Source organism: Cupriavidus sp. CP313 (assembly GCF_054072015.1).
On record NZ_JBSVZB010000034.1, the window covers coordinates 67,371 to 87,846 of the forward strand.

At 67.9% G+C, this 20,476-nt stretch carries 18 protein-coding genes and 1 tRNA gene; 8 read left to right on the forward strand and 11 right to left on the reverse strand.

Annotated features, from left to right (window positions below):
* Positions 1-35: 35 nt before the first annotated feature.
* The 10 genes from ACW4E8_RS33185 to gloB form a co-directional block, all read right to left on the reverse strand.
* Positions 36-446 carry a RidA family protein gene (locus ACW4E8_RS33185; protein WP_456808379.1) on the reverse strand — a complete coding sequence of 137 codons (411 nt, stop codon included), beginning with the start codon at positions 444-446 and terminating at the stop codon, positions 36-38.
* 48 nt (positions 447-494) lie between these two features.
* The gene (locus ACW4E8_RS33190; RefSeq protein ID WP_022535830.1) at positions 495-920 is read right to left on the reverse strand and encodes an acyl-CoA thioesterase; all 426 of its coding nucleotides are present in this window, start codon (positions 918-920) and stop codon (positions 495-497) included.
* The gene (locus tag ACW4E8_RS33195; protein ID WP_456808380.1) at positions 917-2,605 is read right to left on the reverse strand and encodes an AMP-binding protein; all 1,689 of its coding nucleotides are present in this window, start codon (positions 2,603-2,605) and stop codon (positions 917-919) included. Before ACW4E8_RS33195 ends, ACW4E8_RS33190 begins: the two co-directional genes overlap by 4 nt.
* 59 nt (positions 2,606-2,664) lie before the next feature.
* Complete coding sequence (locus ACW4E8_RS33200; RefSeq protein ID WP_456808381.1) at positions 2,665-3,834, reverse strand: acyl-CoA dehydrogenase family protein; 1,170 nt, start codon at positions 3,832-3,834, stop codon at positions 2,665-2,667.
* Positions 3,835-3,840: 6 nt separating this feature from the next.
* Positions 3,841-4,692 (reverse strand): enoyl-CoA hydratase family protein, encoded by an 852-nt coding sequence (locus ACW4E8_RS33205; protein WP_456808382.1) that lies wholly within the window; start codon positions 4,690-4,692, stop codon positions 3,841-3,843.
* Between the two features lie 35 nt (positions 4,693-4,727).
* On the reverse strand, positions 4,728-5,531 hold the full coding sequence (locus tag ACW4E8_RS33210) for an SDR family NAD(P)-dependent oxidoreductase (RefSeq protein ID WP_456808383.1): 804 nt from the start codon (positions 5,529-5,531) through the stop codon (positions 4,728-4,730).
* Positions 5,528-7,882, reverse strand: coding sequence for a bifunctional salicylyl-CoA 5-hydroxylase/oxidoreductase (locus ACW4E8_RS33215; protein WP_456808384.1), 2,355 nt, complete (start codon positions 7,880-7,882; stop codon positions 5,528-5,530). The genes ACW4E8_RS33210 and ACW4E8_RS33215 overlap by 4 nt, the downstream gene beginning before the upstream one ends.
* Positions 7,883-8,055: 173 nt before the next feature.
* The gene (locus ACW4E8_RS33220) at positions 8,056-9,948 is read right to left on the reverse strand and encodes a propionate--CoA ligase (RefSeq protein WP_456808385.1); all 1,893 of its coding nucleotides are present in this window, start codon (positions 9,946-9,948) and stop codon (positions 8,056-8,058) included.
* 185 nt (positions 9,949-10,133) lie between these two features.
* Complete coding sequence (locus tag ACW4E8_RS33225) at positions 10,134-11,825, reverse strand: transglycosylase SLT domain-containing protein (protein ID WP_456808386.1); 1,692 nt, start codon at positions 11,823-11,825, stop codon at positions 10,134-10,136.
* A gap of 142 nt (positions 11,826-11,967) precedes the next feature.
* Positions 11,968-12,768 (reverse strand): hydroxyacylglutathione hydrolase, encoded by an 801-nt coding sequence (gene gloB / locus ACW4E8_RS33230; protein ID WP_456808387.1) that lies wholly within the window; start codon positions 12,766-12,768, stop codon positions 11,968-11,970.
* A gap of 12 nt (positions 12,769-12,780) precedes the next feature.
* On the opposite strand from gloB, the gene ACW4E8_RS33235 reads away from it, so the two are divergent.
* The 7 genes from ACW4E8_RS33235 (at position 12,781) to ACW4E8_RS33265 (ending at position 17,417) form a co-directional block, all read left to right on the forward strand.
* Entirely contained in the window at positions 12,781-13,581 is an 801-nt protein-coding gene (locus ACW4E8_RS33235; RefSeq protein ID WP_456808388.1) for a class I SAM-dependent methyltransferase, read from the forward strand.
* A 78-nt stretch (positions 13,582-13,659) separates the two neighbouring features.
* Complete coding sequence (gene rnhA / locus ACW4E8_RS33240) at positions 13,660-14,097, forward strand: ribonuclease HI (RefSeq protein ID WP_456808389.1); 438 nt, start codon at positions 13,660-13,662, stop codon at positions 14,095-14,097.
* Positions 14,098-14,145: 48 nt separating this feature from the next.
* Positions 14,146-14,886: a DNA polymerase III subunit epsilon gene (gene dnaQ, locus ACW4E8_RS33245; RefSeq protein WP_456808390.1), complete on the forward strand. Its 741-nt coding sequence runs from the start codon at positions 14,146-14,148 to the stop codon at positions 14,884-14,886.
* An 89-nt stretch (positions 14,887-14,975) separates the two neighbouring features.
* Positions 14,976-15,050, forward strand: a tRNA-Val gene (locus ACW4E8_RS33250).
* Between the two features lie 273 nt (positions 15,051-15,323).
* Positions 15,324-16,028, forward strand: a complete 705-nt coding sequence (locus ACW4E8_RS33255; protein WP_456808391.1) for a hypothetical protein — start codon at positions 15,324-15,326, stop codon at positions 16,026-16,028.
* A 1-nt stretch (position 16,029) separates the two neighbouring features.
* Positions 16,030-16,674, forward strand: a complete 645-nt coding sequence (locus ACW4E8_RS33260) for a hypothetical protein (RefSeq protein ID WP_456808392.1) — start codon at positions 16,030-16,032, stop codon at positions 16,672-16,674.
* A 113-nt stretch (positions 16,675-16,787) separates the two neighbouring features.
* Positions 16,788-17,417 (forward strand): hypothetical protein, encoded by a 630-nt coding sequence (locus ACW4E8_RS33265; RefSeq protein WP_456808393.1) that lies wholly within the window; start codon positions 16,788-16,790, stop codon positions 17,415-17,417.
* Here ACW4E8_RS33265 and ACW4E8_RS33270 read toward each other — a convergent pair.
* Complete coding sequence (locus ACW4E8_RS33270; RefSeq protein WP_456808394.1) at positions 17,414-18,019, reverse strand: cysteine hydrolase family protein; 606 nt, start codon at positions 18,017-18,019, stop codon at positions 17,414-17,416. The two genes, ACW4E8_RS33265 and ACW4E8_RS33270, sit on opposite strands and share 4 nt — an antisense overlap.
* A gap of 320 nt (positions 18,020-18,339) precedes the next feature.
* On the opposite strand from ACW4E8_RS33270, the gene ACW4E8_RS33275 reads away from it, so the two are divergent.
* Positions 18,340-20,352, forward strand: a complete 2,013-nt coding sequence (locus tag ACW4E8_RS33275; protein ID WP_456808395.1) for a diguanylate cyclase domain-containing protein — start codon at positions 18,340-18,342, stop codon at positions 20,350-20,352.
* Positions 20,353-20,476 lie beyond the last annotated feature (124 nt).

A 20,476-nucleotide genomic window follows, 5' to 3' on the forward strand; every position in this document is an offset into this window, starting at 1 on the left:
GCCGCCGGCCACCTTCCTGCCCTGTGCCTGCTACGTTACGCCTGCGGCGGTACGACCGCCGTGACCTCGATTTCCAACTTGGCGCGCGGCTCCACCAGGTCCGCGACCTCGACCGCCGTCATCGCCGGGAAGTGGCGGCCGATGATGGCCCGGTAATGCTGGCCGATCGCCCCGTAGGCGCCGACATATTCCGCCTTGTCCTTCACATACCAGGTCATGCGCACGATATGCTCAGGCAGCGCGTCGCCGGCCGCCAGCACGGCAACCACGTTGCGCAGCGCCTGCGCCACCTGGAGGCCGAAGTCGTCGGTCTCGAATTCACATTTGCCGGTCCAGCCGATCTGGCCGCTGACGAAAAGGAGGCGGCTGCCGACCTGCATTTCGGTCATGGTGCCGTTGGCGTAGCCACGCGGGGGCGCCCAGTCGGGCGGCTGCAGGATCTTCATGGTGCTTCTTCCTGTTGATATCTGGATAAGTGGATGGAATTCCTGGATTCAGGCCGTATCGACCAGGTAGGCCGACATGGCCTCGCGCACGGCATCTGGCAACGGCTGCGGAGCAATCGAGCCGGTATCGACGCAGACCAGCCGCTGCGTCACTTCCATGCGGGTATCGTCATGCGGGCCGGCGAAGCGGATCGCGAGGGTAAAGCTGGACTGGCCCAGCTTCAGCACGCGCAGCTCGCGCGTCAGCACCTCGCCCAGCCGGCTGGGCGCCAGGAAGCGGCACTCCAGCTCGGCGGTCGGCACGCCGGCGCGGCCCTCGCCATGCATGGCATCGAAGGGCCAGCCCAGCGCCTCGCCGAACCAGTCTTCGATCAGGTCGTTGAGCATCTCGAAATAGCGCGGGTAGAACACGATGCCCGCAGCGTCGCAGTGCTTGAAGCGCACCAGCACGGTGTTGCGGAAGACGTGGCTCATGGCTTCCCCGCGCCGTTGTTGTTACCGCCAGTGCCGCCATTGCCCTGCTCCGCCATCTGGCGCAGCCGGAAGCGCTGCAGCTTGCCGGTCTCGGTGCGCGGCAGCGCCGGCACGAACACGATGCGGCGCGGGTACTTGTAGGGCGCGATCTGGCGCTTGACGTAATCCTGCAGCGCGGTGCGGGTGGCGTCGTCCGCTGCCACGCCCTCGCGCAGCACCACATATGCCATCACCACCTGGCCGCGCCCGTCGTCTGGCGCGCCGACCACGCCGCATTCGGCCACCGCCTCGTGCTGCATCAGCGCGCTCTCCACCTCCGGCCCGGCGATGTTGTAGCCGGCCGAGATGATCATGTCGTCCGAGCGCGCCTGGTAGAAGTAGTAGCCGTCCTCGTCGACGAAAAAGGTATCGCCCGGCAGGTTCCAGCCCGCCTTCACATAGTTGGACTGGCGCGGATCGTCCAGGTAGCGGCAGCCGGTCGGCCCCTGCACCGCCAGCTTGCCGACCTGTCCCGGCGGCAAGGGCTGCATGTTCTCGTCGACGATCTGCGCGACATAGCCCGGCACCACCCGCCCGATCGCGCCCGGCTTGACCTCGGCGCCGGCGCTGGAGATAAAGATATGCATCATCTCCGTGCCGCCGATGCCGTCGGTCATCTCGATGCCGGTGGCCGCCTTCCAGCTCTGGCGCGTGGCGTCCGGCAGGGCTTCGCCGGCCGACACGCTCTGCTTCAGGCTGGTCAGGTCATAGCGCGGCGCCAGCGTTGCCATCTGCCGGTAGAAGGTCGGGGCGGTAAACACAATGGTGGCGCGGAAATCCTGGATCAGCCCGAGCAGCGTCTCTGGCGTCAGCTTCTCGGCCAGCACGGCGCTGGCGCCGATGCGCAGCGGGAAACACAGCATGCCGCCCAGCCCGAAGGTGAACGCGATCGGCGGCGTGCCGCAGAACACGTCGTCGGCCTGCGGGCGCAGCACGTGGCGCGGGAACAGGTCGCACATCGCCAGCACGTCGCGATGGAAGTGCATGGTGCCCTTGGGCTGGCCGGTGGTGCCGCTGGTAAAGGCGATCAGGCAGACATCGTCGCTGGCGGTGTCGCAGGCCTCGAAGGCATCCGGCTTGCCCGCCATCGCCGCCTCCAGCGAACCCTCGCCTTCACCGTTGAAATACAGTGCGCGCGCCAGGCTCGGGCAGTGGAATTCGCCGCCCGCCTGCTGGTTGGCGTCGAGTTCCTCGCGCAGCCGCGCATCGCACAGCGCGGCGCCAACCTGGGCCTTGTCAATGATCTGCTTCAGTTCCTTGGCGCGCAGCAGCGGCATGGTCGGCACAGCGACCAGGCCCGCCTTGAGCGTGGCCAGCCAGCTGGCGGCCATCATCAGGTTGTTGGGCCCGCGCAGCAGCACGCGGCTGCCGGGCACCAGTTGCATGTCCTCGACCAGCACATGGGCGATGCGGTTCACCAGCGCCGCCAGCTGCGCATACGTGACCGTCTCGACCTGTCCGTCGCGGCGATGGCGGATGGCGATGCGCTCGCCGCGGCCTTCGCGCACGTGGCGGTCTACCAGCTCCACCGCGGCATTCATCCGCTCCGGGTAGTCGGTATCGGCATTGAAGCGGAACACCGGCCACATATCGGGCGGCGGCAGGCGGTCGCGCGCGAAGGTGTCGAGGTGGGCTGTGGTCGCCATGGCTTGTCTCCTGTCTGCTCTGTATCGGTACGGCAGTTCGTGGGTAGCTCGCGGGCGCGTCAGGCTTTGCGCCCGGCCAGCGTCTCGCGCGCGATGATCAGCTTCTGCACTTCGGTGGCGCCTTCATAGATGCGCAGCGAGCGGATCTCGCGGTACAGGCTTTCCACCCGCGTGCCGACCTTGACGCCAAGGCCACCGAACATCTGCACCGCACGGTCGATCACCTGCTGCGCGTTCTCGGTCGCCACCATCTTGGCCATGGCCGCCTCGCGCGTGGTGCGCTGGCCCTTGACATCGCGCAGCCATGCCGCGCGGTAGGTCAGCAGCGCCGCGGCATCGATCGCGGTGGCCATATCGCCGATGGCGGCCTGCGTCAGCTGCAGGTCGGCCAGCACGCCACCGAACATCGGGCGCGCGCAGGCGCGCGCCAGTGCATCGTCCAGCGCGGCGCGGCCAAAGCCCAGCGCCGCCGCCGCGACCGAGGCACGGAAGATGTCCAGCGTCATCATCGCCACCTTGAAGCCCTGCCCCGCTTCGCCCAGCCGGTTGCCCACGGGCACGCGGCAGTTGTCGAAACGCAGCGTGGCGAGCGGGTGCGGCGCCATCACGTCGATGCGCTCGGCGATGGTCAGGCCCGGCGTATCGGCGTCCACCACAAAGGCGGAGATGCCGCGTGCGCCGGGCGCCTCGCCGGTTCGCACGAACACGCAGTAGAAGTCGGCAATGCCGCCGTTGGAAATCCAGGTCTTGGCGCCGTCGATCACATAGTGGCTGCCGTCGTCCGACAGCCGTGCGCTGCATTGCATGGCGGCGACATCGGAACCGGCCTCCGGCTCGGACAGCGCAAACGCGGCAATCGCCTCGCCGCGGGCCACGCGCGGCAGGTAATGCGCGCGCAGCGCATCGCTGCCGGCCAGCGAGATCGCGCCCGAGCCCAGCCCCTGCATGGCAAAGGCAAAATCGGCCAGGCCGTCATGGCGCGCCAGGGTCTCGCGCAGCAGGCACAGCGAGCGCGAATCCAGCGCCGGCAGCGCGCCGCCGTGCGCGGCCGGCACGCAGTAGCGCAGCCAGCCGGCCTCGCCCAGCTGGCGCACCAGTGCGCGGCAGGCGGCGTCGGTATCGCTGTGGTCGACATGGAGGTGTTGCGCGCACCAGGCGTCCAGTTCGCGCTCCAGTGTGCGGTGCGCGTCGTCGAACAGCGGCAGGTCGAGATAGGTCTTGTCGGACATGGCGGTTCAGTCCCCTTCGAACACCGGCTTCGTCTTGGCGACGAAGGCCTCGTAGGCGCGGCGGAAGTCGCGCGTCTGCATGCAGATGGCCTGGGCTTCAGCCTCGGCCTCGATGGCCTCGTCCAGCCCCATGTTCCATTCCTGGTGCAGCAGCTTCTTGGTCACGCCGTGGGCAAAGGTCGGGCCGGCGGCCAGTTGCGCGGCTAGCGCCTGCGCCTGGGCCAGCACCGCTTCCGACGGATGCAGCGCATTGAAGAAGCCCCACTGCAGGCCCTCTTCCGCGCTCATCGAGCGGCCGGTGTAGAGCAGCTCGCTGGCACGCCCCTGCCCGATCACGCGCGGCAGCAGCGTGCACGCGCCCATGTCGGCGCCGGCCAGGCCAACGCGCGTGAACAGGAACGCGGTCTTGGCCTGCGCCGTGCCCAGGCGCATGTCGGAAGCCAGCGCCATCATCGCGCCGGCGCCGGCGCAGATGCCGTCGACCGCGCTGACCACCGGCTGCGGGCAGGCGCGCATCGCCTTGACCAGGTCGCCGGTCATGCGCGTGAAGTCAAGCAGCTCCGGCATGGTCATGCGCGTGAGAGGCCCGATGATCTCGTGCACGTCGCCGCCCGAGCAGTAGTTGCCGCCGGCGCCCGTCACCACCACCACCTTGATGTCGCTGGCATAGCACAGGCCGCGGAACAGGTCGCGCAGCTCGGCATAGGAATCGAAAGTCAGCGGGTTCTTGCGCTCCGGCCGGTTCAGCGTCACGGTGCCGACCTTGCCGTCGCCGGACACCGACCACAGGAAGTGCTCCGGCTGGTAGCCGGCAAAGCTGCGCCTGTGGTGGCGCATGTCGAGTGCGATCTCTGTCATGGGTTTCTCTCGTTGTCTGTTGCAGTCGGTCTGGTTCAGCCCGCCATCACTTCGCCGCCGGCGACGGGGATCGCCTGGCCGGTGATCGCGGTCGCGGATGGCTGGCACAGCCAGGCCACCGCGTCGGCCACTTCCTCGGGCTGCACCAGCCTCCGTTGCGGATTGCGTGCGGCCAGCTCGGCGCGCGCCTGTTCCTCGGTGCGGCCGGTCTTGCCGACGATATTGGCCACGGCGTCGCGCACGATGTCGGTTTCCGTATAGCCCGGGCAGACCGCATTGACGGTCACGCCCTTGGCCGCGGTTTCCAGCGCCAGCGCGCGCGTCAGGCCGATCACCCCATGCTTGGCCGCGCAATAGGCGCTGACATAGCCATAGCCGACCAGCCCCGCCGTGCTCGCCACATTGACGATGCGGCCCCAGCCCGCGTCGAGCATCGCTGGCAGCGCCGCCTGCGTGCACAGGAAGGTGCCGGTCAGGTTCACATCCAGCATGCGCTGCCACAGCGCGGCGTCGGTCTTCAGGAACGGTGCGCTGTGCGCCTGGCCGGCGTTGTTGACCAGCATCGACACCGGGCCGGCCTGCTCAGCGGCGGCGGCAAAGGCGCGCGCCACGCTGTCGGCATCGGCGATATCGGCCGTGACAAAAGAGACCACGGCGCCTGCGGGAGCAAGCTCACGCAGCGCTTGCACGGTCGCCTGCAACGCGCCGGCATCGCGGCCTAGCAGCGTCACGCTGGCGCCGTCGGCCAGCAGCCGGCGCGCGATTGCCGCGCCGATGCCGCGCCCGCCGCCGGTGACCAGCGCGTGGCGCCCTGACAGTGAACCCGTGCTGCGCGTCATCCCTGCTTCTCCTGCGCCGCGGCGCGTTCCAGGTTGGTTTCCAGTTGTCGCTTGGCGGCCTGGTACTGCTTGGGCCAGGCAATATCGCGATAACCGATCCGCGCCGCTTCCTGCAGCGTCCAGGCCGGGTTGGCCAGGTGCGGCCGCGCGATCGCGCACAGGTCGGCCCGGCCCGCGGCGATGATCGAATCGACATGGTCGGCCTCGAAGATCGCGCCCACGGCAATGGTGGCGATGCCGGCTTCGTTGCGGATGCGGTCGGCAAACGGGGTCTGGTACATGCGGCCGTAGACCGGAGCCTGGTCCGGGCTGACCTGGCCCGACGAGCAGTCGATCATGTCGGCGCCGGCGGCCTTGAAGGCGCGTGCGATCGCCACCGCGTCATCAGGCGTGATGCCGCCCTCGACCCAGTCGTGCGCCGAGATGCGCACCGACATCGGCTTGTGTTCCGGCCACACCGCGCGTACCGCGGCAAAGACCTCCAGCGGGTAGCGCAGCCGCGCAGCCAGCGAACCGCCATATTCGTCTTCCCGGGTATTGGTCAGCGGCGAGATAAAGCTCGACAGCAGGTAGCCGTGCGCGCAGTGCAGCTCCAGCCAGTCGAAGCCGGCCTCTGCGGCGCGGCGCGCGCTGGCGACGAAGTCATCGCGCACGCGCTCCATGTCTGCGCGCGTCATCTCGCGCGGCGTCTGCGATTCGCCCGGCAGGTAGGGCAGCGGCGAGGCCGAGATCACCGGCCAGTTATCCGCCGGCAACGGATGGTCCATCGCCTCCCAGCCGAGCTGCGTCGAACCCTTGCGGCCCGAGTGGCCGATCTGCATGGCGATGCGCGCATCGCTGTTGGCATGCACGAAGTCGACGATGCGGCGCCAGGCGTCGCGCTGTGCGTCGTTCCACAAACCCGGGCAGCCCGGCGTGATGCGCGCATCGGGCGACACGCAGGTCATCTCCGCCACCACCATGCCGGCGCCGCCCAGCGCGCGCGAGCCCAGGTGGACCAGGTGGAAGTCGCCCGGCACGCCGTCGGTGCACGAGTACATCGCCATCGGCGACACCACCACGCGGTTCTTCAGCGTGACGCCGCGCATGCGGAACGGCGTGAACATCGGCGGCAGCGGCTGGTGCTCGCGCAGCTTCAGACTTTCGGCCGGCACGCCGGCCTGCCGCGCCAGCCAGTGTTCGAACTGCGCCACATAGTCCGCATCGCGCACGCGCAGGTTCTCATGCGAGATGCGCTGCGAGCGCGTCAGCAGGGAATAGGCGAACTGCTCCGGCGGCAGGCTGCCCGCGTAGCGCTCGACGTTCTCGAACCATTCGGTCGAGTTGCGCGCCGCGTTCTGGATCTTCAGCACTTCCACGCCGCGCGTGGCTTCGTAGCGCGACAGTGCATCGGGCAGGCCGTCATGACCCCTGCCACGGATTTCTTCGGCCAGGTCAATGGCATCTTCCAACGCCAGCTTGGTGCCCGAACCGATCGAGAAATGCGCGGTGTGCGCGGCATCGCCCATCAGCACCACCGGCACGCGGCGGCCGTCGGGCAAGGTGTTCCAATGCACCCATTGGTGGCAGATCACGCGGGGGAAGCGGATCCAGATCGCCGAGCCGCGCAGGTGCGCCGCATTGGTGATCAGCTTGTTGCCGTCCAGGTAGCGCGCGAACAGGCGCTCGCAGTAGGCCACGCCCTCTTCCTGGCTCATCTGCTCGATGCCCGCGGCGCGCCAGACGGACTCCGGGGCCTCGACGATAAAGGTCGAGGTGGTGTCGTCAAAGCGGTAGGCGTGCGCCTGGAACCAGCCGTGCTCGGTCTTCTCGAAGGCAAAGGTGAAGGCGTCGAACAGCTTGTGCGTGCCCATCCAGACAAAGCGGCACTGGCGCGTGTCGATGTCAGGCTGGAAGGTCTGCGCGTAGCGGGTGCGGATGCGGCTGTTCAGGCCGTCCGAGGCGATCACCAGGTCGGCCTGGTATTGCATCGCCAGCGCCTGGTCGTCGGACACATCGGTTTCGAACACCAGCTTCACGCCCAGCGCTTCGCAGCGCGCCTGCAGGATATTGAGCAGGCGCTTGCGGCCGATGCCGATAAAGCCGTGGCCGCCGGAGCGGACGGTGCGCCCGCCGATATGGATGTCGATATCGTCCCAGTGGTTGAAGGCCGCGTTGATCTCGGCGGCGCTGACCGGGTCGGCTTCCTTCAGGTTGTCCATGGTGGCGTCAGAGAACACCACGCCCCAGCCGAAGGTGTCGTAGGGCCGGTTGCGTTCGACCACGATGACCTCGTTGGCCGGATCCTGCAGCTTCATCAGCAGTCCGAAGTACAGGCCTGCCGGGCCACCACCAATACAAAGCACTCGCATTTGTCGCCTCCTGCCGGCTGCGCCGGGCACTTTGCCCAGGGCCCACACCGCCATCTAGATGATGTCTAAATATTTTATGCTTCAAATATTAGACTGCATCACAGCCGATAGCAAGGGTGAAATGCGGAGTGCCCCGCAAGGCACCCGCATCGCCACGCGCCTCAGCCCTCCATCTAGCCTTTCAGCGCCACCTGCAACTGTTCCAGCGCACCCGGGTCCTCGATCGTGGTCAGGTCGCCCGGGTCGCGCCCTTCGGCCACCGCCTGCATGGCGCGCCGCAGCAACTTGCCGGAGCGGGTCTTGGGCAACGCATTGACAAAGAATACGCGCGCCGGCCGCGCCACGGCACCCAGTTGCTGCTCCACCGTCTTCATCAGGTCGCCTTCCAATGCCAGCCGCGCTTCGGCCGTGGCCGTGCGCGCCGGATCGCGGGCGATGCAGAAGGCCATCGCCACCTGCCCCTTGAGCGCGTCCTGCACGCCCACCACCGCCACCTCGGCCACGGCGGCGTTGGACGACAGGCTTTCCTCGATCTCGCGGGTACCCAGCCGGTGGCCGGCCACGTTGATCACGTCGTCGGTGCGGCCCAGGATAAAGACATAGCCGTCGGCGTCGCGCACACCCCAGTCGAAGGTGGAATAGCACAGCCGGTTCGGCACCGCCTGCCAGTAGGTGCGCACGAAGCGGTCATCGTCGCCCCAGACCGTGCTCATGCATCCCGGCGGCAGCGGGCCGTCGATGGCGACCACGCCCTTCTGCCCCGGCGCGCATTCCGCGCCGGTGTTCTCGTCGACGATCTTCAGGTCATAGCCATAGGCGGGCACGCCGGGCGAGCCCAGCTTGGGCGGCAGCGCCTCGATGCCGCGCTGGATCGCGAGGATCGGCCAGCCGGATTCGGTCTGCCAGTAGTTGTCGACCACCGGCTTGCCCAGGCCGTCCTGGATCCAGCGCGCGGTGGGCTCGTCCAGCGGCTCGCCGGCCAGGAACAGCAGGCGCAGGCTGGACAGGTCGTAGCGGGTCAGCCAGGCCGGGTCCTGCTTCTTCAGCACGCGGATCGCGGTCGGCGCGCTGAACATCAGGTTGACCTTGTATTGCTCCACCAGCCGCCACAGGATGCCGCCGTCCGGGCGGATCGGCGTGCCTTCATACATCAGCGTGGCCATGCCGGCCAGCAGCGGGCCGTAGACGATATAGCTGTGCCCCACCACCCAGCCGATGTCCGACGCGGTGAACATGGTGTCGCCGGGCTTGCCGCAGAAGATGTATTCCATCGAGGTGGCCAGCGCCACCGCGTAGCCGCCGGTATCGCGCTGCACGCCCTTGGGCTTGCCGGTGGTGCCGGAGGTGTAGAGCACGTACGACGGCTCGCTCGACTCCAGCCACACGCACGGCACCTGCACGCCGGCCACGCGCTCGCGCCAGGCGGCATAGTCCTCATCGCGGCCCTCGGTACGGGGCATTTCCGCCAGCTGCCGGTCCACCAGCAGCACCTTCTCGGGCTGGTGCGACGAGAGCCGGATGGCCTCGTCCAGCAGCGGCTTGTACGGCACCACCTTGCCGGCGCGCGAGCCGGCGTCGGCGCTGACCACCACGCGCGGCCGGGCATCCTCGATGCGCGCGGCCAGGCTGACCGAGGCAAAGCCGCCGAACACCACCGAATGGATCGCGCCGATGCGCGCGCAGGCCAGCATGGCAAAGGCGGCCTCCGGGATCATCGGCATGTAGATCAGCACGCGGTCACCCTTCTGCACGCCCAGGCCCTGCAGGGTCGCGGCCGTGCGGCTGACCTCGTCGTGCAGTTCAGCGTAGGTAAAGGTGCGGGCCTCGTCGGTCTCGGTCGAGACCCAGTGCAGCGCCGGCTGGCTGGCGCGGGCCGCCAGGTGGCGGTCGACCGCGTTGTGGCACAGGTTGGTGCGCCCGCCGACGAACCAGCGCGTAAAGGGCGCGCGGCTGTTGTCGAGCACCTGGCCGAACGGGGTTTCCCAGTCGATGCGCGCCGCCTGTTCGGCCCAGAACCCCTCGGGGTCGGCCAGCGAACGGGCATGCACGGCATGGCTTGCCGTCATGTCTGTCTCCTCCGCGTCTGCGGTCATTGTGATGATGACCGTAGTTTGCCACCGGCGCGGGTGCGCGTGGACACAGATTCGGAGTGGGCGTACGGGCGCCGGGGCCCGGCACATGAAAAAAGGGGCGTGCCGACGGCATCGCCCCTTCTTGCGCAATGCGCCGGACCAGCCGGCGCCAGCATTCGTCAGCGGGCCTTGGCCCCCTTGGTGTCGGCCTTGGCCGACGCCTTGACGGTCGGCCCCGGCTTGGACTCGCGCGCCACGCGCGCCGGCGCCGCCTTGGCTGCCGAGCGCTTCGACGAGGCTTCGACGGTGACGCGCTTGCGCGGCTCCGCCTTGCCCTTGGCCGAGGCCCGCACGACGCCGCTCTTGCTGCTTCGCTCGGCGCGCTCGGAACGCTCCGCACGATCGGCGCGCTCGGCACGGTCAGCCTGTTCGGCCCGCGCCGCCCGCACCGCGCCTGCGCCGCGCACCGGCACCATCAGCACCAGGCTCTGCCCGGCGACCAGCTTGGTGCCGGAGAGCTTGTTCCACGATTGCACCTGCCCCGCCGAGACGCCATAGCGCCGCGCCACCGTGGCCACGGTGTCCCGCCGCCCGGCACGCACCACCACGCGGCGCGCATCCGGCAAGTCAGGCTCCATCGCCAGCATGGCGCTGTCGGCGAGGGTCGCGCTGATATCCTGGTCGTGGCGGCCCGAGCGCGGAATCATCACGGTCGAGCCGGCCTTCAGGCGCATGCCCTTCGGGATGCTGTTGATCTCGCGCAGCGTATCGGCGTCGACGTTCAGCCGTGCCGCCAGCGCTTCGACACGCTCGCGGCTGTCCACCGTCACCGCCGACCAGCTCGACAACCCGCCGCGGTAGGTGTTCAGGTTGTACTGGAAGCGCTCGGCGTTATCGAACGGCAGCAGGATCTGCGGGTTGGACGCGCCCAGGATCACTGGCCGGTTGAACGACGGGTTGAGCGCCTTGAACTCCTCCACCGACATGTCCGCCAGCTTGGCCGCCAGGTTCACGTCGATATCGCGCGAGGTGGTCACCGTGACAAAGTACGGGTGGTCCGGGATCTCGGGCAGCTTGACGCCGTACACGGCCGGGTTGGCGATGATGTTCTTGACCGCCTGCAGCTTCGGCACGTAGTAGCGCGTCTCGTTGGGCATGGGCAGGCTGGCGTAGTCGGTCGGCAGCCCGCGCGCCTGGTTGCGTGCGATCGCGCGCGACACCGCGCCCTCGCCCCAGTTGTACGCCGCCAGCGCCAGGTGCCAGTCGCCGAACATGTCGTAGAGCCGCGCCAGGTAGTCCAGCGCGGCGTCGGTCGAGGCCAGCACGTCGCGGCGCTCGTCGCGGAACATGTTTTGCTTCAGGTTGTACGACTTGCCCGTGCTTGGGATGAACTGCCACATGCCGGCCGCCTTGGCGGTGGACTGCGCCTGCGGGTTGAACGCGCTCTCGACGAACGGCAGCAACGCCAGCTCGGTCGGCATCTTGCGCCGTTCCAGCTCCTCTACGATGTGATACAGGTAGCGGCTTGAGCGCCCGACCATCCGTTCCATGTATTCCGGCCGCTGCGCATACCACTGGGTGCGGTCATCGACCAGCGTGCCCTCCAGGTCCTGCATGGCAAAGCCGCGCCGGATGCGGTCCCAGATGTCATTGGACGGGCCGCGCAGCCAGCCCAGGCCACCCTGGTCGACATTGATCGCGGAAGCGGAAGCAAGCGCCGATTTGTCGCTGAGCGAGTTGAGCGGGTCCTGGCGCTTGGCGGTCTGGGCGGTCGCGGCGCCGTTGGCGCCATCAGGCGGCGTGGGGGTGCTGGCGCACGCTGCAAGCAGCGCGGCGCACGCGACCACCGCCAGTAATCGACCAATTTTCATTAAGTTCTCGAATCGTGACGCCAAAAGGATGCGTGATGCTAAAAAAAACCGCGTATCGCGTCAATCAGATTTTCCATATAGCCAATATCCGGCGGGCAGCCGGAAAGCCTTGCGGCGCAAGGCCCGGCACGCCAGGCGTGGCTCAGCGGTAATTGTCCTTCCAGCCGCGCAGCGCACCGAACGCCTGCGCATCGCCGGTGGCGGCCCCGCCCTGCGCCGCCACCGCCGCCCGCACCGCCGGCTCGCGCGAGCGCAGGAAGGGATTGACCTCGCGCTCATGGGCGATGGTGGTCGGCAGCGTCGGCTGGTCCGCCGCGCGCAGTGCGTCAACCCGCTGCTCCCACGCCGCCAGCGCGGCATTGGCCGGTTCCACCGCGCGCGCAAAGCGCACATTGCTGCGCGTATATTCGTGCGCGCAATAGACGCGGGTATCGCCCGGCAGCGCCGCCAGCTTGTCGAGCGAGTCCAGCATCTGCGCCGGCGTGCCTTCGAACAGACGCCCGCAGCCACTGGCGAACAGGGTATCGCCGCAAAAGACCGCCGGGCCGGCTTCGGCCAGGTCGCCCACATAGGCGATATGGCCGGCGGTGTGCCCGGGCACGTCCAGCACGCGCAGCGTCAGCGCCGGCGTCTCCAGGGTCACGACATCGCCTTCGCGCAGGGCCTGGGTGCGCCCGCCAATGCGTTCGCCAGCCGGCCCCAGCACCGGCATCGGCGCGCCCGACGGCGTGCGCGGGTGCGCCGCCAGCAGCTCGGCCACCCCGCCCTGGTGATCGCCGTGGTGATGGGTGATTACAATAGCGCCCAGAGCCAGACCGCTTTGCGCCAGGAAGCGCTCCACCGGCGCGGCCTCGCCGGGATCGACCACGGCGGCGCTATGCCCGTCGTGGATGGCCCAGATATAGTTATCCTGGAACGCCGGGATCGGCTCAACCTTCAACATGCGCATGCTCCTATGTCCAATCGTCCCAATCATTCGATTGTAAGCTGGGAAGACTGGCTGGCCTCGCCGCCCGGCGAGTACATGCTGCGCTGGGAGGCGCAGCAGTACGACCGGATCGTGACCGACATCTTCGGCTACCACGCCGTCCAGATGGGCCTGCCCTTTATCGACACCCTGCGCGAGAACCGGATGCCGTTCTCGGCGCTGGCGCTGGATCCGTCCAGCGGGCCGCACGGGCCGCGTGCCGCACATCCCGACGCGCGCCAGCTGCTGTGCCGCTTCGACGAACTGCCGTTCGACACCCAGAGCATCGACCTGGTCACCCTGCCCCATATCCTGGAATTCGCCGAAGACCCGCACGAAGTGCTGCGCGAGGTCTCGCGGGTGCTGATGCCCGAGGGGCGCGTGGTGGTCACCTGCTTCAACCCGATGAGCCTGTGGGGCGCGCGCCAGGGCATGAACCGGCTCGGCGCCACGGCCTTCCTGCCGACGGACGCGCAGCAGATCGGCTTCGTGCGCATCAAGGACTGGCTCAAGCTGCTGGGCTTCGATATCATCCGCGGCCGCTTTGGCTGCTACTGCCCGCCCTACCGCACCGACCGCTGGCTGCAGCGCGCCGCCTTCATGGAAAAGGCCGGCGACCGCTGGTGGCCGATCTTCGGCGCGGTCTATATGATCTCGGCGATCAAGCGCGTGCGCAACATCCGCCTGGTCGGCCCGGCCTGGAAGAGCAAGCCGGCGCTGGCCCCGGTGTCATCGCCCGTGGCCACGCCTACCGGCACCCACGGCAAGACCCCTGGCGAAGAGCGCTGACGCCGGCGCGCGCCCGCGCTCTCACCCAATTCGCCCTCAAAGCGCCACCCGCCCGGCGGATGGCCACCACGGAATCACATGCAAGAAATCACGATCTACTCCGACGGCGCCTGCAAGGGCAATCCCGGCCGCGGCGGCTGGGGCGCGGTGCTCGTCGCCGGCACCAGCGAGAAAGAACTGTTCGGCGGCGAGCCCAACACCACCAACAACCGCATGGAAATGACCGCGGTGATCGAAGCGCTGCGCGCACTCAAGCGGCCCTGCACGGTGCGCGTCTACACCGACTCGCAATATGTCCAGAAAGGCATCAGCGAATGGTTGCCCGGCTGGAAGGCGCGCGGCTGGAAGACCGCCGACAAGAAGCCCGTCAAGAACGTGGACCTGTGGCAGGAGCTGGACACGCTGGCGCAGCAGCACCAGATTTCCTGGCACTGGGTGCGCGGCCACAACGGCCACCCCGGCAACGAGCGCGCCGATGCACTCGCCAATCGCGGCGTCGAATCGATCGGACGCTGACGCGTCGCTACAACAAGAACCGCGGAGCGCCCGCGCCGCTCCGCTAGAATGCCCGCCATGCGACAAATCGTTCTCGACACCGAAACCACCGGCCTGAGTGCCGCCACCGGCGACCGCCTGATCGAAATCGGCTGCGTCGAACTGATGAACCGCCGCCTGACGGGGCGCCACCTGCACTTCTACGTCAACCCGGAACGCGATATCGACGAGGGCGCGATCGCCGTCCACGGCATCACGGTCGAGTTCCTGGCCGACAAGCCCCGCTTTGCCGAAGTCGCCAACGACATCCGCGACTTCGTTCAGGACGCCGAGCTGATCATCCACAACGCGCCGTTCGACCTGGGCTTCCTCGACATGGAATTCCAGCTGCTGGGCCTGCCGCCGTTCCGCCAGCATGCCGGCAATGTGATCGATACCCTGCGCGAAGCCCGCCAGATGTTCCCCGGCAAGCGCAACTCGCTCGATGCCCTGTGCGACCGCCTGGGCATCAGCAACGCCCACCGCACGCTGCACGGCGCACTGCTGGATGCCGAGTTGCTGGCCGAGGTCTACCTGGCCATGACGCGCGGCCAGGATTCGCTGGTAATCGACATGCACGACAGCACGGCGGGCGCAGGCGGCGCCGTCGCCAGCGCCGACCTGTCGCGCCTGGCCCTGCCGGTGCTGCGCGCCACCGATGAAGAACAACAGACCCACCTCGCCCTGCTCAAGGGTTTGGACAAGGCCAGCGGCGGCAAGACCGTGTGGCAGGAGGCCCCGGCGGAAGCGCCCGGAAGCCTGGCTGCCTGACAAAAGATTCAAAAAGGGCTTTACAAGATACAGAGGCGTCTGCATAATCTCATTTCTCTGCTGCACGACGGCAACGACGACGCAGACAGGGGTGGTTAGCTCAGCGGTAGAGCACTGCCTTCACACGGCAGGGGTCACAGGTTCAATCCCTGTACCACCCACCAGACAAATGGCCAGCAACTGCCTAAGTTGCCAGGAAACCCAGACAGCGCAAGCTCTCTGGGTTTTTTGTTGCCCGGCGTTTGCCCAGGTTTTCTACCCTCCCCGGAAAACCGTGGTTCACGAGCCAATCAAGGAAAGCTGGCCTGGCATATTTGCGCCTGGCACGCATACTTGTCCACAGGACGACGGGCCAGGCAGGCACAGTCGCCATCGCTCCCACGGGGCCCAGCCCCTTTCGCCCATCCGATCATCGACGCAGCTTTCGGGAGTCCGCCATGCCCGATTCACCCAGGACGACGATCCATGCCGGCGCGACCGTGCCGCCGGAGGATGCGCAGACACGGGAGCCGGTGCTGGACGTGGTGGACCGCGTCTCCGAGATGTGCTTCGGCCTGTTCATGGCGCTCACTTTTGTCGGCGCGGTGTCGAGCGGCACGGGTGGCCCGGATGCCAGCCGCACCATGATGCATGCCGCGCTGGGCTGCAACCTGGCCTGGGGCATGGTGGATGCGGTCATGTTCCTGATCCGTACGCTGGCGAGCCGCGGCCAGCGGATCTCCCTGGCGCTTGCCGTCAGGAATGCAGGCGACCAGGCCACTGCGATCAGCCTGATTCGCGATGCGCTGCCTCGCGCAACGAAGTCGCTGGTCACCGACAAGGAACTGGAAGCCATGCGGGCACGGCTCACCGCCGCGCCGGCGCTGCCGCCCCGCCCCCGCCTGAACATGGCCGACCTGCTGGGTGCCGTGCGCATCTTCTTTATCGTTGTGCTGGCCACGTTTCCGGTCGCACTGCCGTTCGTACTGCTGGACGACGTCAAACTGGCGCTACTGATCTCGCGCGGGCTAACCCTGGCCATGCTGTTCGTCGCCGGGTGGGCGCTGGGCCGCCATGCCGGCTTTGGCGGCTGGGTCACTGGCGCAGCCATGACGGCGCTGGGCGTCGTCATGACCATCGCCATCATCGCGCTGGGCGGCTGAGATGCGAGGCGCGATCCTGCTGCTTGCCGCCGCCCTTGGCGCGGGCGCGGTCCAGGCACAGGAGCCGCCCCAGCCCGCGCCGGATGCCGCCGGGCAGGCGGCCGGCTCGCCCTGGACCTTCTCGGCAACAGGCTACTGGAACATGCCGCGCGAGAGCGGCGACTACCTCTCCGGCATCTTCATCGCGGAAAGGAAGCAGCTTCACCTCGAGGCAAGAAGCAACTACGAGGCGGTCCACTCGCAGTCAGCCTTCATTGGTTGGACCTTCTCGGGCGGCGAAACCATCCAGTTCAAGGCCACACCCATCGTTGGCTTCGTGGGGGGCTCCACCCACGGCCTGATCGGCGGGATCGAGGCCAGCGTGGCAGTGAGCAAGTTCGACTACTATATCGAAGCCGAATACTTGGACGCGCGCGGCGAGGAACCGGGCTATCTCTATGCCTGGAGCGAACTTGGCTTCCGCCCGGTCGAATGGCTGAGGCTGGGCCTGGTCGCGCAACGTACCCGGATCTACGGGGGAGACCGCGAACTCCAGCGAGGCGGCTTTTTCCAGGTCACGGTGCGCAGGTTCACGGCGGGCTTCTACTGGTTCAACCCGGGCTCGACGGACCAGGTCGCGATCCTTTCGCTGGGCGTGAGCTTCTAGGCCGTAGCCACGTCGCGACGCAACCTTTCCGTTGCCAGCGACAAGGCTTATCTCATTTCCGGCCACTCACTCGCCGGCTACCTTGACTGCTCCGACCTGCACCGGAGCACGACTTGCCATCCGCCAGCCTCCCCACCCCGACCGAAACAGGACCCGCCCTGCCCTGGACCGGCCGCAACCCGGTCTGTGCCGGCTGGTTCGAGATGCGCTCGGCGCGCGTGCCGCGCGATGCACGGCCGGTCTATGACGAAGACATGGATTGCATCATCGGCTACCACCGCAGCTTTGCCTCGGTGGCTTCCACCTATGACCTGACGGGCGAGGTCGTGGCGCTCGATGCATGCGTGGATGCAGATGGCGCGGGGCGCGCACCGCTTTGGGTTGCCGGCACGCTGTGGCAGCCGCACGTGCGCGGCATGACGCGCAACGGCGCCGAGGGCGAAGGACTGGCAGCGCCCGCGACAACGCTGGCGCGGCTGCGCGGGCGCTTCATCGCACTGGCCCGGCAGCCGCTGCATTTCACGCTGGCCGCGCTGGCGGACATGCACGAGCCGGACCGGTTCGTGCCGCTGCATATCCTGCGGCTGGCGATGCGCTGCGGCACGCGGCTCGCTGCGGCAGCGGACACGGCACGCTTTGTCGCGCCGATCACGCGGCGGGGCGTGCCGACCGCGCTGGAGTTGACGCTGCGCCCGCGCGACGATACGGTGCTGCGCGTGCGCACCTGGCCCGTCGCTGGTTAGCCGTGCCAGGCCCCTGCGTCTGCGACGACCGTGGCAAAGCGGTCATTCAACGCGGCCAGCGTGCTGCGGTGCAGATCTGCCGCAGGTACGGCGGGGCCGCCCAGCGGGTCAGGCAGGTCACGCGTGGCGCAGGCCGCGGCAACCACGGTGCTGCGATAGCCGTGGTCGAGCGCCGAGCGCACCGTGGCGCTTACGCACATATGCGTCTGGAAGCCGGCCACGATCAGCTCCTTGCGGCCGAGCCTGGCCAGTTCGTCGGCCAGGGTGGTGCCGGCGAAGCTGTTGGGCAGGCCCTTGGTGACGGTAATCTCACCGGCCTGTGGCCCCACCCCCTCGATAAAGGCGGCATACGGCCCGGTCGGATCGAACGCCATGCTGCCCGGCCGGCCGTGGTGCGCGACATGGATTACCGGCGTGCCGTGGCTGCGCGCCAGCGCCAGCAACTGCGCGCAGGCAGCCACGGCCGCGGGCATGCCGACCAGCGGCAGGCGGCCGTCGACGTATTCGCGTTGATGGTCGATCAGGATCAGGACGGCGGCATCCCAGGCGGAAGGGGTGCGGCTGGCGCCGGCCAGGTCGAGCAGCGTAGTCGGTGTAGTCATTGGCGTTTGGGCTGGAAGGAATCAGGAACGGCAATCAGGAACCGCGAGACGGGCCCGCCACATCGCGGGCCATTCCGCATGCTAATGCCAAGCCGGAATCCGTGCATGAGTGTGCGTGGCGATCTCGCCACCGCCCCGCCCTTCCCTGTAGCGCGGCAGGCACGTTGCGCGTACACCTGGGGCGCGCGGTTGCAAACAGTTGCGAATTTTATCTTGACATCTGCTAATCTTGATTTCACGTCGCGGACAGGATCTTGGGTCGGCAACACGATGCGCCGGGACGGGAATACGGGTCAGTGCGCACAAGAAATAAGTCAATCATGCAGCACTCTTTGAAGTACCGGATGGCGTTCGCCACGGCGGGTGTGGTGACGCTGATCATCGTGCTGCGCGCGCTCTACGCGCAGTACTACGCCTACGACGGCCTGAAGAACCTGCAGCAAACGCAGCAGGACACGCTGGTCAAGATGGTGGCCGAGCAACTCGATGAAAAACTGCAGGGCCGGGCCGCCGTCCTGCGGCGCGTGGCACGCCAGCTCTCCCCCATGCTTTCGGCAAAGCCGGCCGAGCTGCGCCGGGCCGTGGAGGGCCTGGTGGAAATGCCCGAGGCCTTCAACGCCGTCTTCCTGGCCGCGCCCGACGGGCACCTGGTGTTCAGCACCGCCGTGCCGGATGGCGTGCGCCTGCGCGTGGACGATCGCGACTACTTCCGCGATATCCAGCAGGGCCAGGCGTTTGCGGTGTCGGACCTGATCCAGGGCAAGCAGACCAATGCCCCCGGCGTGGTGCTGGCAGTGCCGCTGCACGGGCCGGGTGGCGAGCTGCGCGGCGTGGTCGGGGGCGTCCTGAACCTCGCGAACAGCAACTTCCTGCGCGAACTTGCGCACAGCCGCGTGGGCACTACCGGCAGCTTCTGCCTGGTTTCCGCCGGCGCCAATCCCCGCTATGCGATGCATCCGGACGTTGCCCGCGTGCTGAGCCCCGCACGCGCGATCGGCGAAGCCTGCGGCGCCGACCACGCCCCCGCCTTCCTGGAAGTCCTGACACCGACGCAGCCGATCGTGGCGCGCTACCTGCTGGCATCCAACGGCTGGGAAGTGGTGGCGGTCCTGCCGGCAGCCGAAGCCTACGCGCCGCTGGTCGCGGTGCGCCAACGGACCATGGTCATCGGCGCCCTCACCATGCTGCTTGCCGCCGCGATGATGTGGCTGGTCATGCGCCGGCTGCTTGAACCGCTGCAGCGGCTGCACCGCGCCGTGCGCCAGATCGGCACCAACCCGGCCGCGGTGGCGGACCTGCCCGCCGGCCGTGCCGACGAGATCGGCGAACTGGCCGTGACCTTCGCCGAGGTGGTGGCGCAGTTGTCGGAGCGCGAAGCCGCGCTGAAAGCGGCCAAGGACCGCGCCGCCGAGAGCGAGAAGCGCATCGAGGCGATCGCCAACCATGTGCCGGACTTTGTCTCGTTCATCGACATGCAACAGCGCTATGTCTTCGTCAACCAGGCCTATGCGCAGCGCTACGGCGTGCCGGCGCAGCAGATCGTGGGGCTGTCGCTGCGCGAACTGTGGGGCACGCAGGAATACCTGGCCTGCCAGCCGTACCTGGAACAAGCCCGGGCCGGGCGGTCAGTGACCTTTGCGCGGGAAAGCGCCGACGGCACCGAATGCATGGAGATCACCTACCAGCCGGCCTGGAACGATGCCCAGGACACCGTCATTGGCCTGCACATGTTCGGGCGCAACGTCACCCATGAGCGCGAAAAGCTGCGCAGCCTGGAAGCGCAGACCATCTCCGACTACCTCACCGGCCTGCTCAACCGCAAGGGCTTCGACCGGCGCCTGGCCGAATACATGGCCCGCGCCAGCGCCGACGGGCGCTCGCTGGCGCTGCTGCTGGTGGACCTGGACGACTTCAAGGGCGTCAACGACAGCTTTGGCCATCCGGTGGGCGACCAGTTGCTGGTCGCCTTTGCGCAGCGGCTGCGCGCCTGCGTGCGCAAGGGCGACGCGGTCGCGCGCATCGGCGGCGATGAGTTTGCGGTGATCCTGGACGGCGTTGCCGACCGCCAGGCCATGGCGTCCATCGCCAACACCATTGTGCAGGCCGCGCGCATGCCCTTCGTGATCGACGGTCACACGCTGGCGGCCTCGGCCAGTGTCGGCTCGGCCATCCATGACGCGCGCCACACCATGACCGCGAGCGAGTTGTTCATGCACGCCGACATGGCGCTGTACGAGGCCAAGCGGCACGGCAAGGCGCGTTATGCGGTGCAGGCGGCGGATACGGCAGAGCCGTATCCCGAAACAACCGACCTGGCATCGCAAGAAGGCTAGTCCCGAAGTCCGGCCCCAAATGACCCATTGGGTGCTCCCTCTCCCGCTTGTGAACTGACCCCCAGAAGTTGGAGACAACTTTTGGGGGTTTTTACATGGCAAAGTACACCGAGCAGTTCAAGCT

Excerpts from the sequence above, each read along its gene's own strand:
- ACW4E8_RS33185 (WP_456808379.1), bottom strand. The coding sequence starts at position 446 with ATGAAGATCCTGCAGCCGCCCGACTGGGCGCCCCCGCGTGGCTACGCC.
- ACW4E8_RS33190 (WP_022535830.1), bottom strand. The coding sequence starts at position 920 with ATGAGCCACGTCTTCCGCAACACCGTGCTGGTGCGCTTCAAGCACTGC.
- ACW4E8_RS33195 (WP_456808380.1), bottom strand. The coding sequence starts at position 2,605 with ATGGCGACCACAGCCCACCTCGACACCTTCGCGCGCGACCGCCTGCCG.
- ACW4E8_RS33200 (WP_456808381.1), bottom strand. The coding sequence starts at position 3,834 with ATGTCCGACAAGACCTATCTCGACCTGCCGCTGTTCGACGACGCGCAC.
- ACW4E8_RS33205 (WP_456808382.1), bottom strand. The coding sequence starts at position 4,692 with ATGACAGAGATCGCACTCGACATGCGCCACCACAGGCGCAGCTTTGCC.
- ACW4E8_RS33210 (WP_456808383.1), bottom strand. The coding sequence starts at position 5,531 with ATGACGCGCAGCACGGGTTCACTGTCAGGGCGCCACGCGCTGGTCACC.
- ACW4E8_RS33215 (WP_456808384.1), bottom strand. The coding sequence starts at position 7,882 with ATGCGAGTGCTTTGTATTGGTGGTGGCCCGGCAGGCCTGTACTTCGGA.
- ACW4E8_RS33220 (WP_456808385.1), bottom strand. The coding sequence starts at position 9,948 with ATGACGGCAAGCCATGCCGTGCATGCCCGTTCGCTGGCCGACCCCGAG.
- ACW4E8_RS33225 (WP_456808386.1), bottom strand. The coding sequence starts at position 11,825 with ATGAAAATTGGTCGATTACTGGCGGTGGTCGCGTGCGCCGCGCTGCTT.
- gloB (WP_456808387.1), bottom strand. The coding sequence starts at position 12,768 with ATGTTGAAGGTTGAGCCGATCCCGGCGTTCCAGGATAACTATATCTGG.
- ACW4E8_RS33235 (WP_456808388.1), top strand. The coding sequence starts at position 12,781 with ATGTCCAATCGTCCCAATCATTCGATTGTAAGCTGGGAAGACTGGCTG.
- rnhA (WP_456808389.1), top strand. The coding sequence starts at position 13,660 with ATGCAAGAAATCACGATCTACTCCGACGGCGCCTGCAAGGGCAATCCC.
- dnaQ (WP_456808390.1), top strand. The coding sequence starts at position 14,146 with ATGCCCGCCATGCGACAAATCGTTCTCGACACCGAAACCACCGGCCTG.
- ACW4E8_RS33255 (WP_456808391.1), top strand. The coding sequence starts at position 15,324 with ATGCCCGATTCACCCAGGACGACGATCCATGCCGGCGCGACCGTGCCG.
- ACW4E8_RS33260 (WP_456808392.1), top strand. The coding sequence starts at position 16,030 with ATGCGAGGCGCGATCCTGCTGCTTGCCGCCGCCCTTGGCGCGGGCGCG.
- ACW4E8_RS33270 (WP_456808394.1), bottom strand. The coding sequence starts at position 18,019 with ATGACTACACCGACTACGCTGCTCGACCTGGCCGGCGCCAGCCGCACC.
- ACW4E8_RS33275 (WP_456808395.1), top strand. The coding sequence starts at position 18,340 with ATGCAGCACTCTTTGAAGTACCGGATGGCGTTCGCCACGGCGGGTGTG.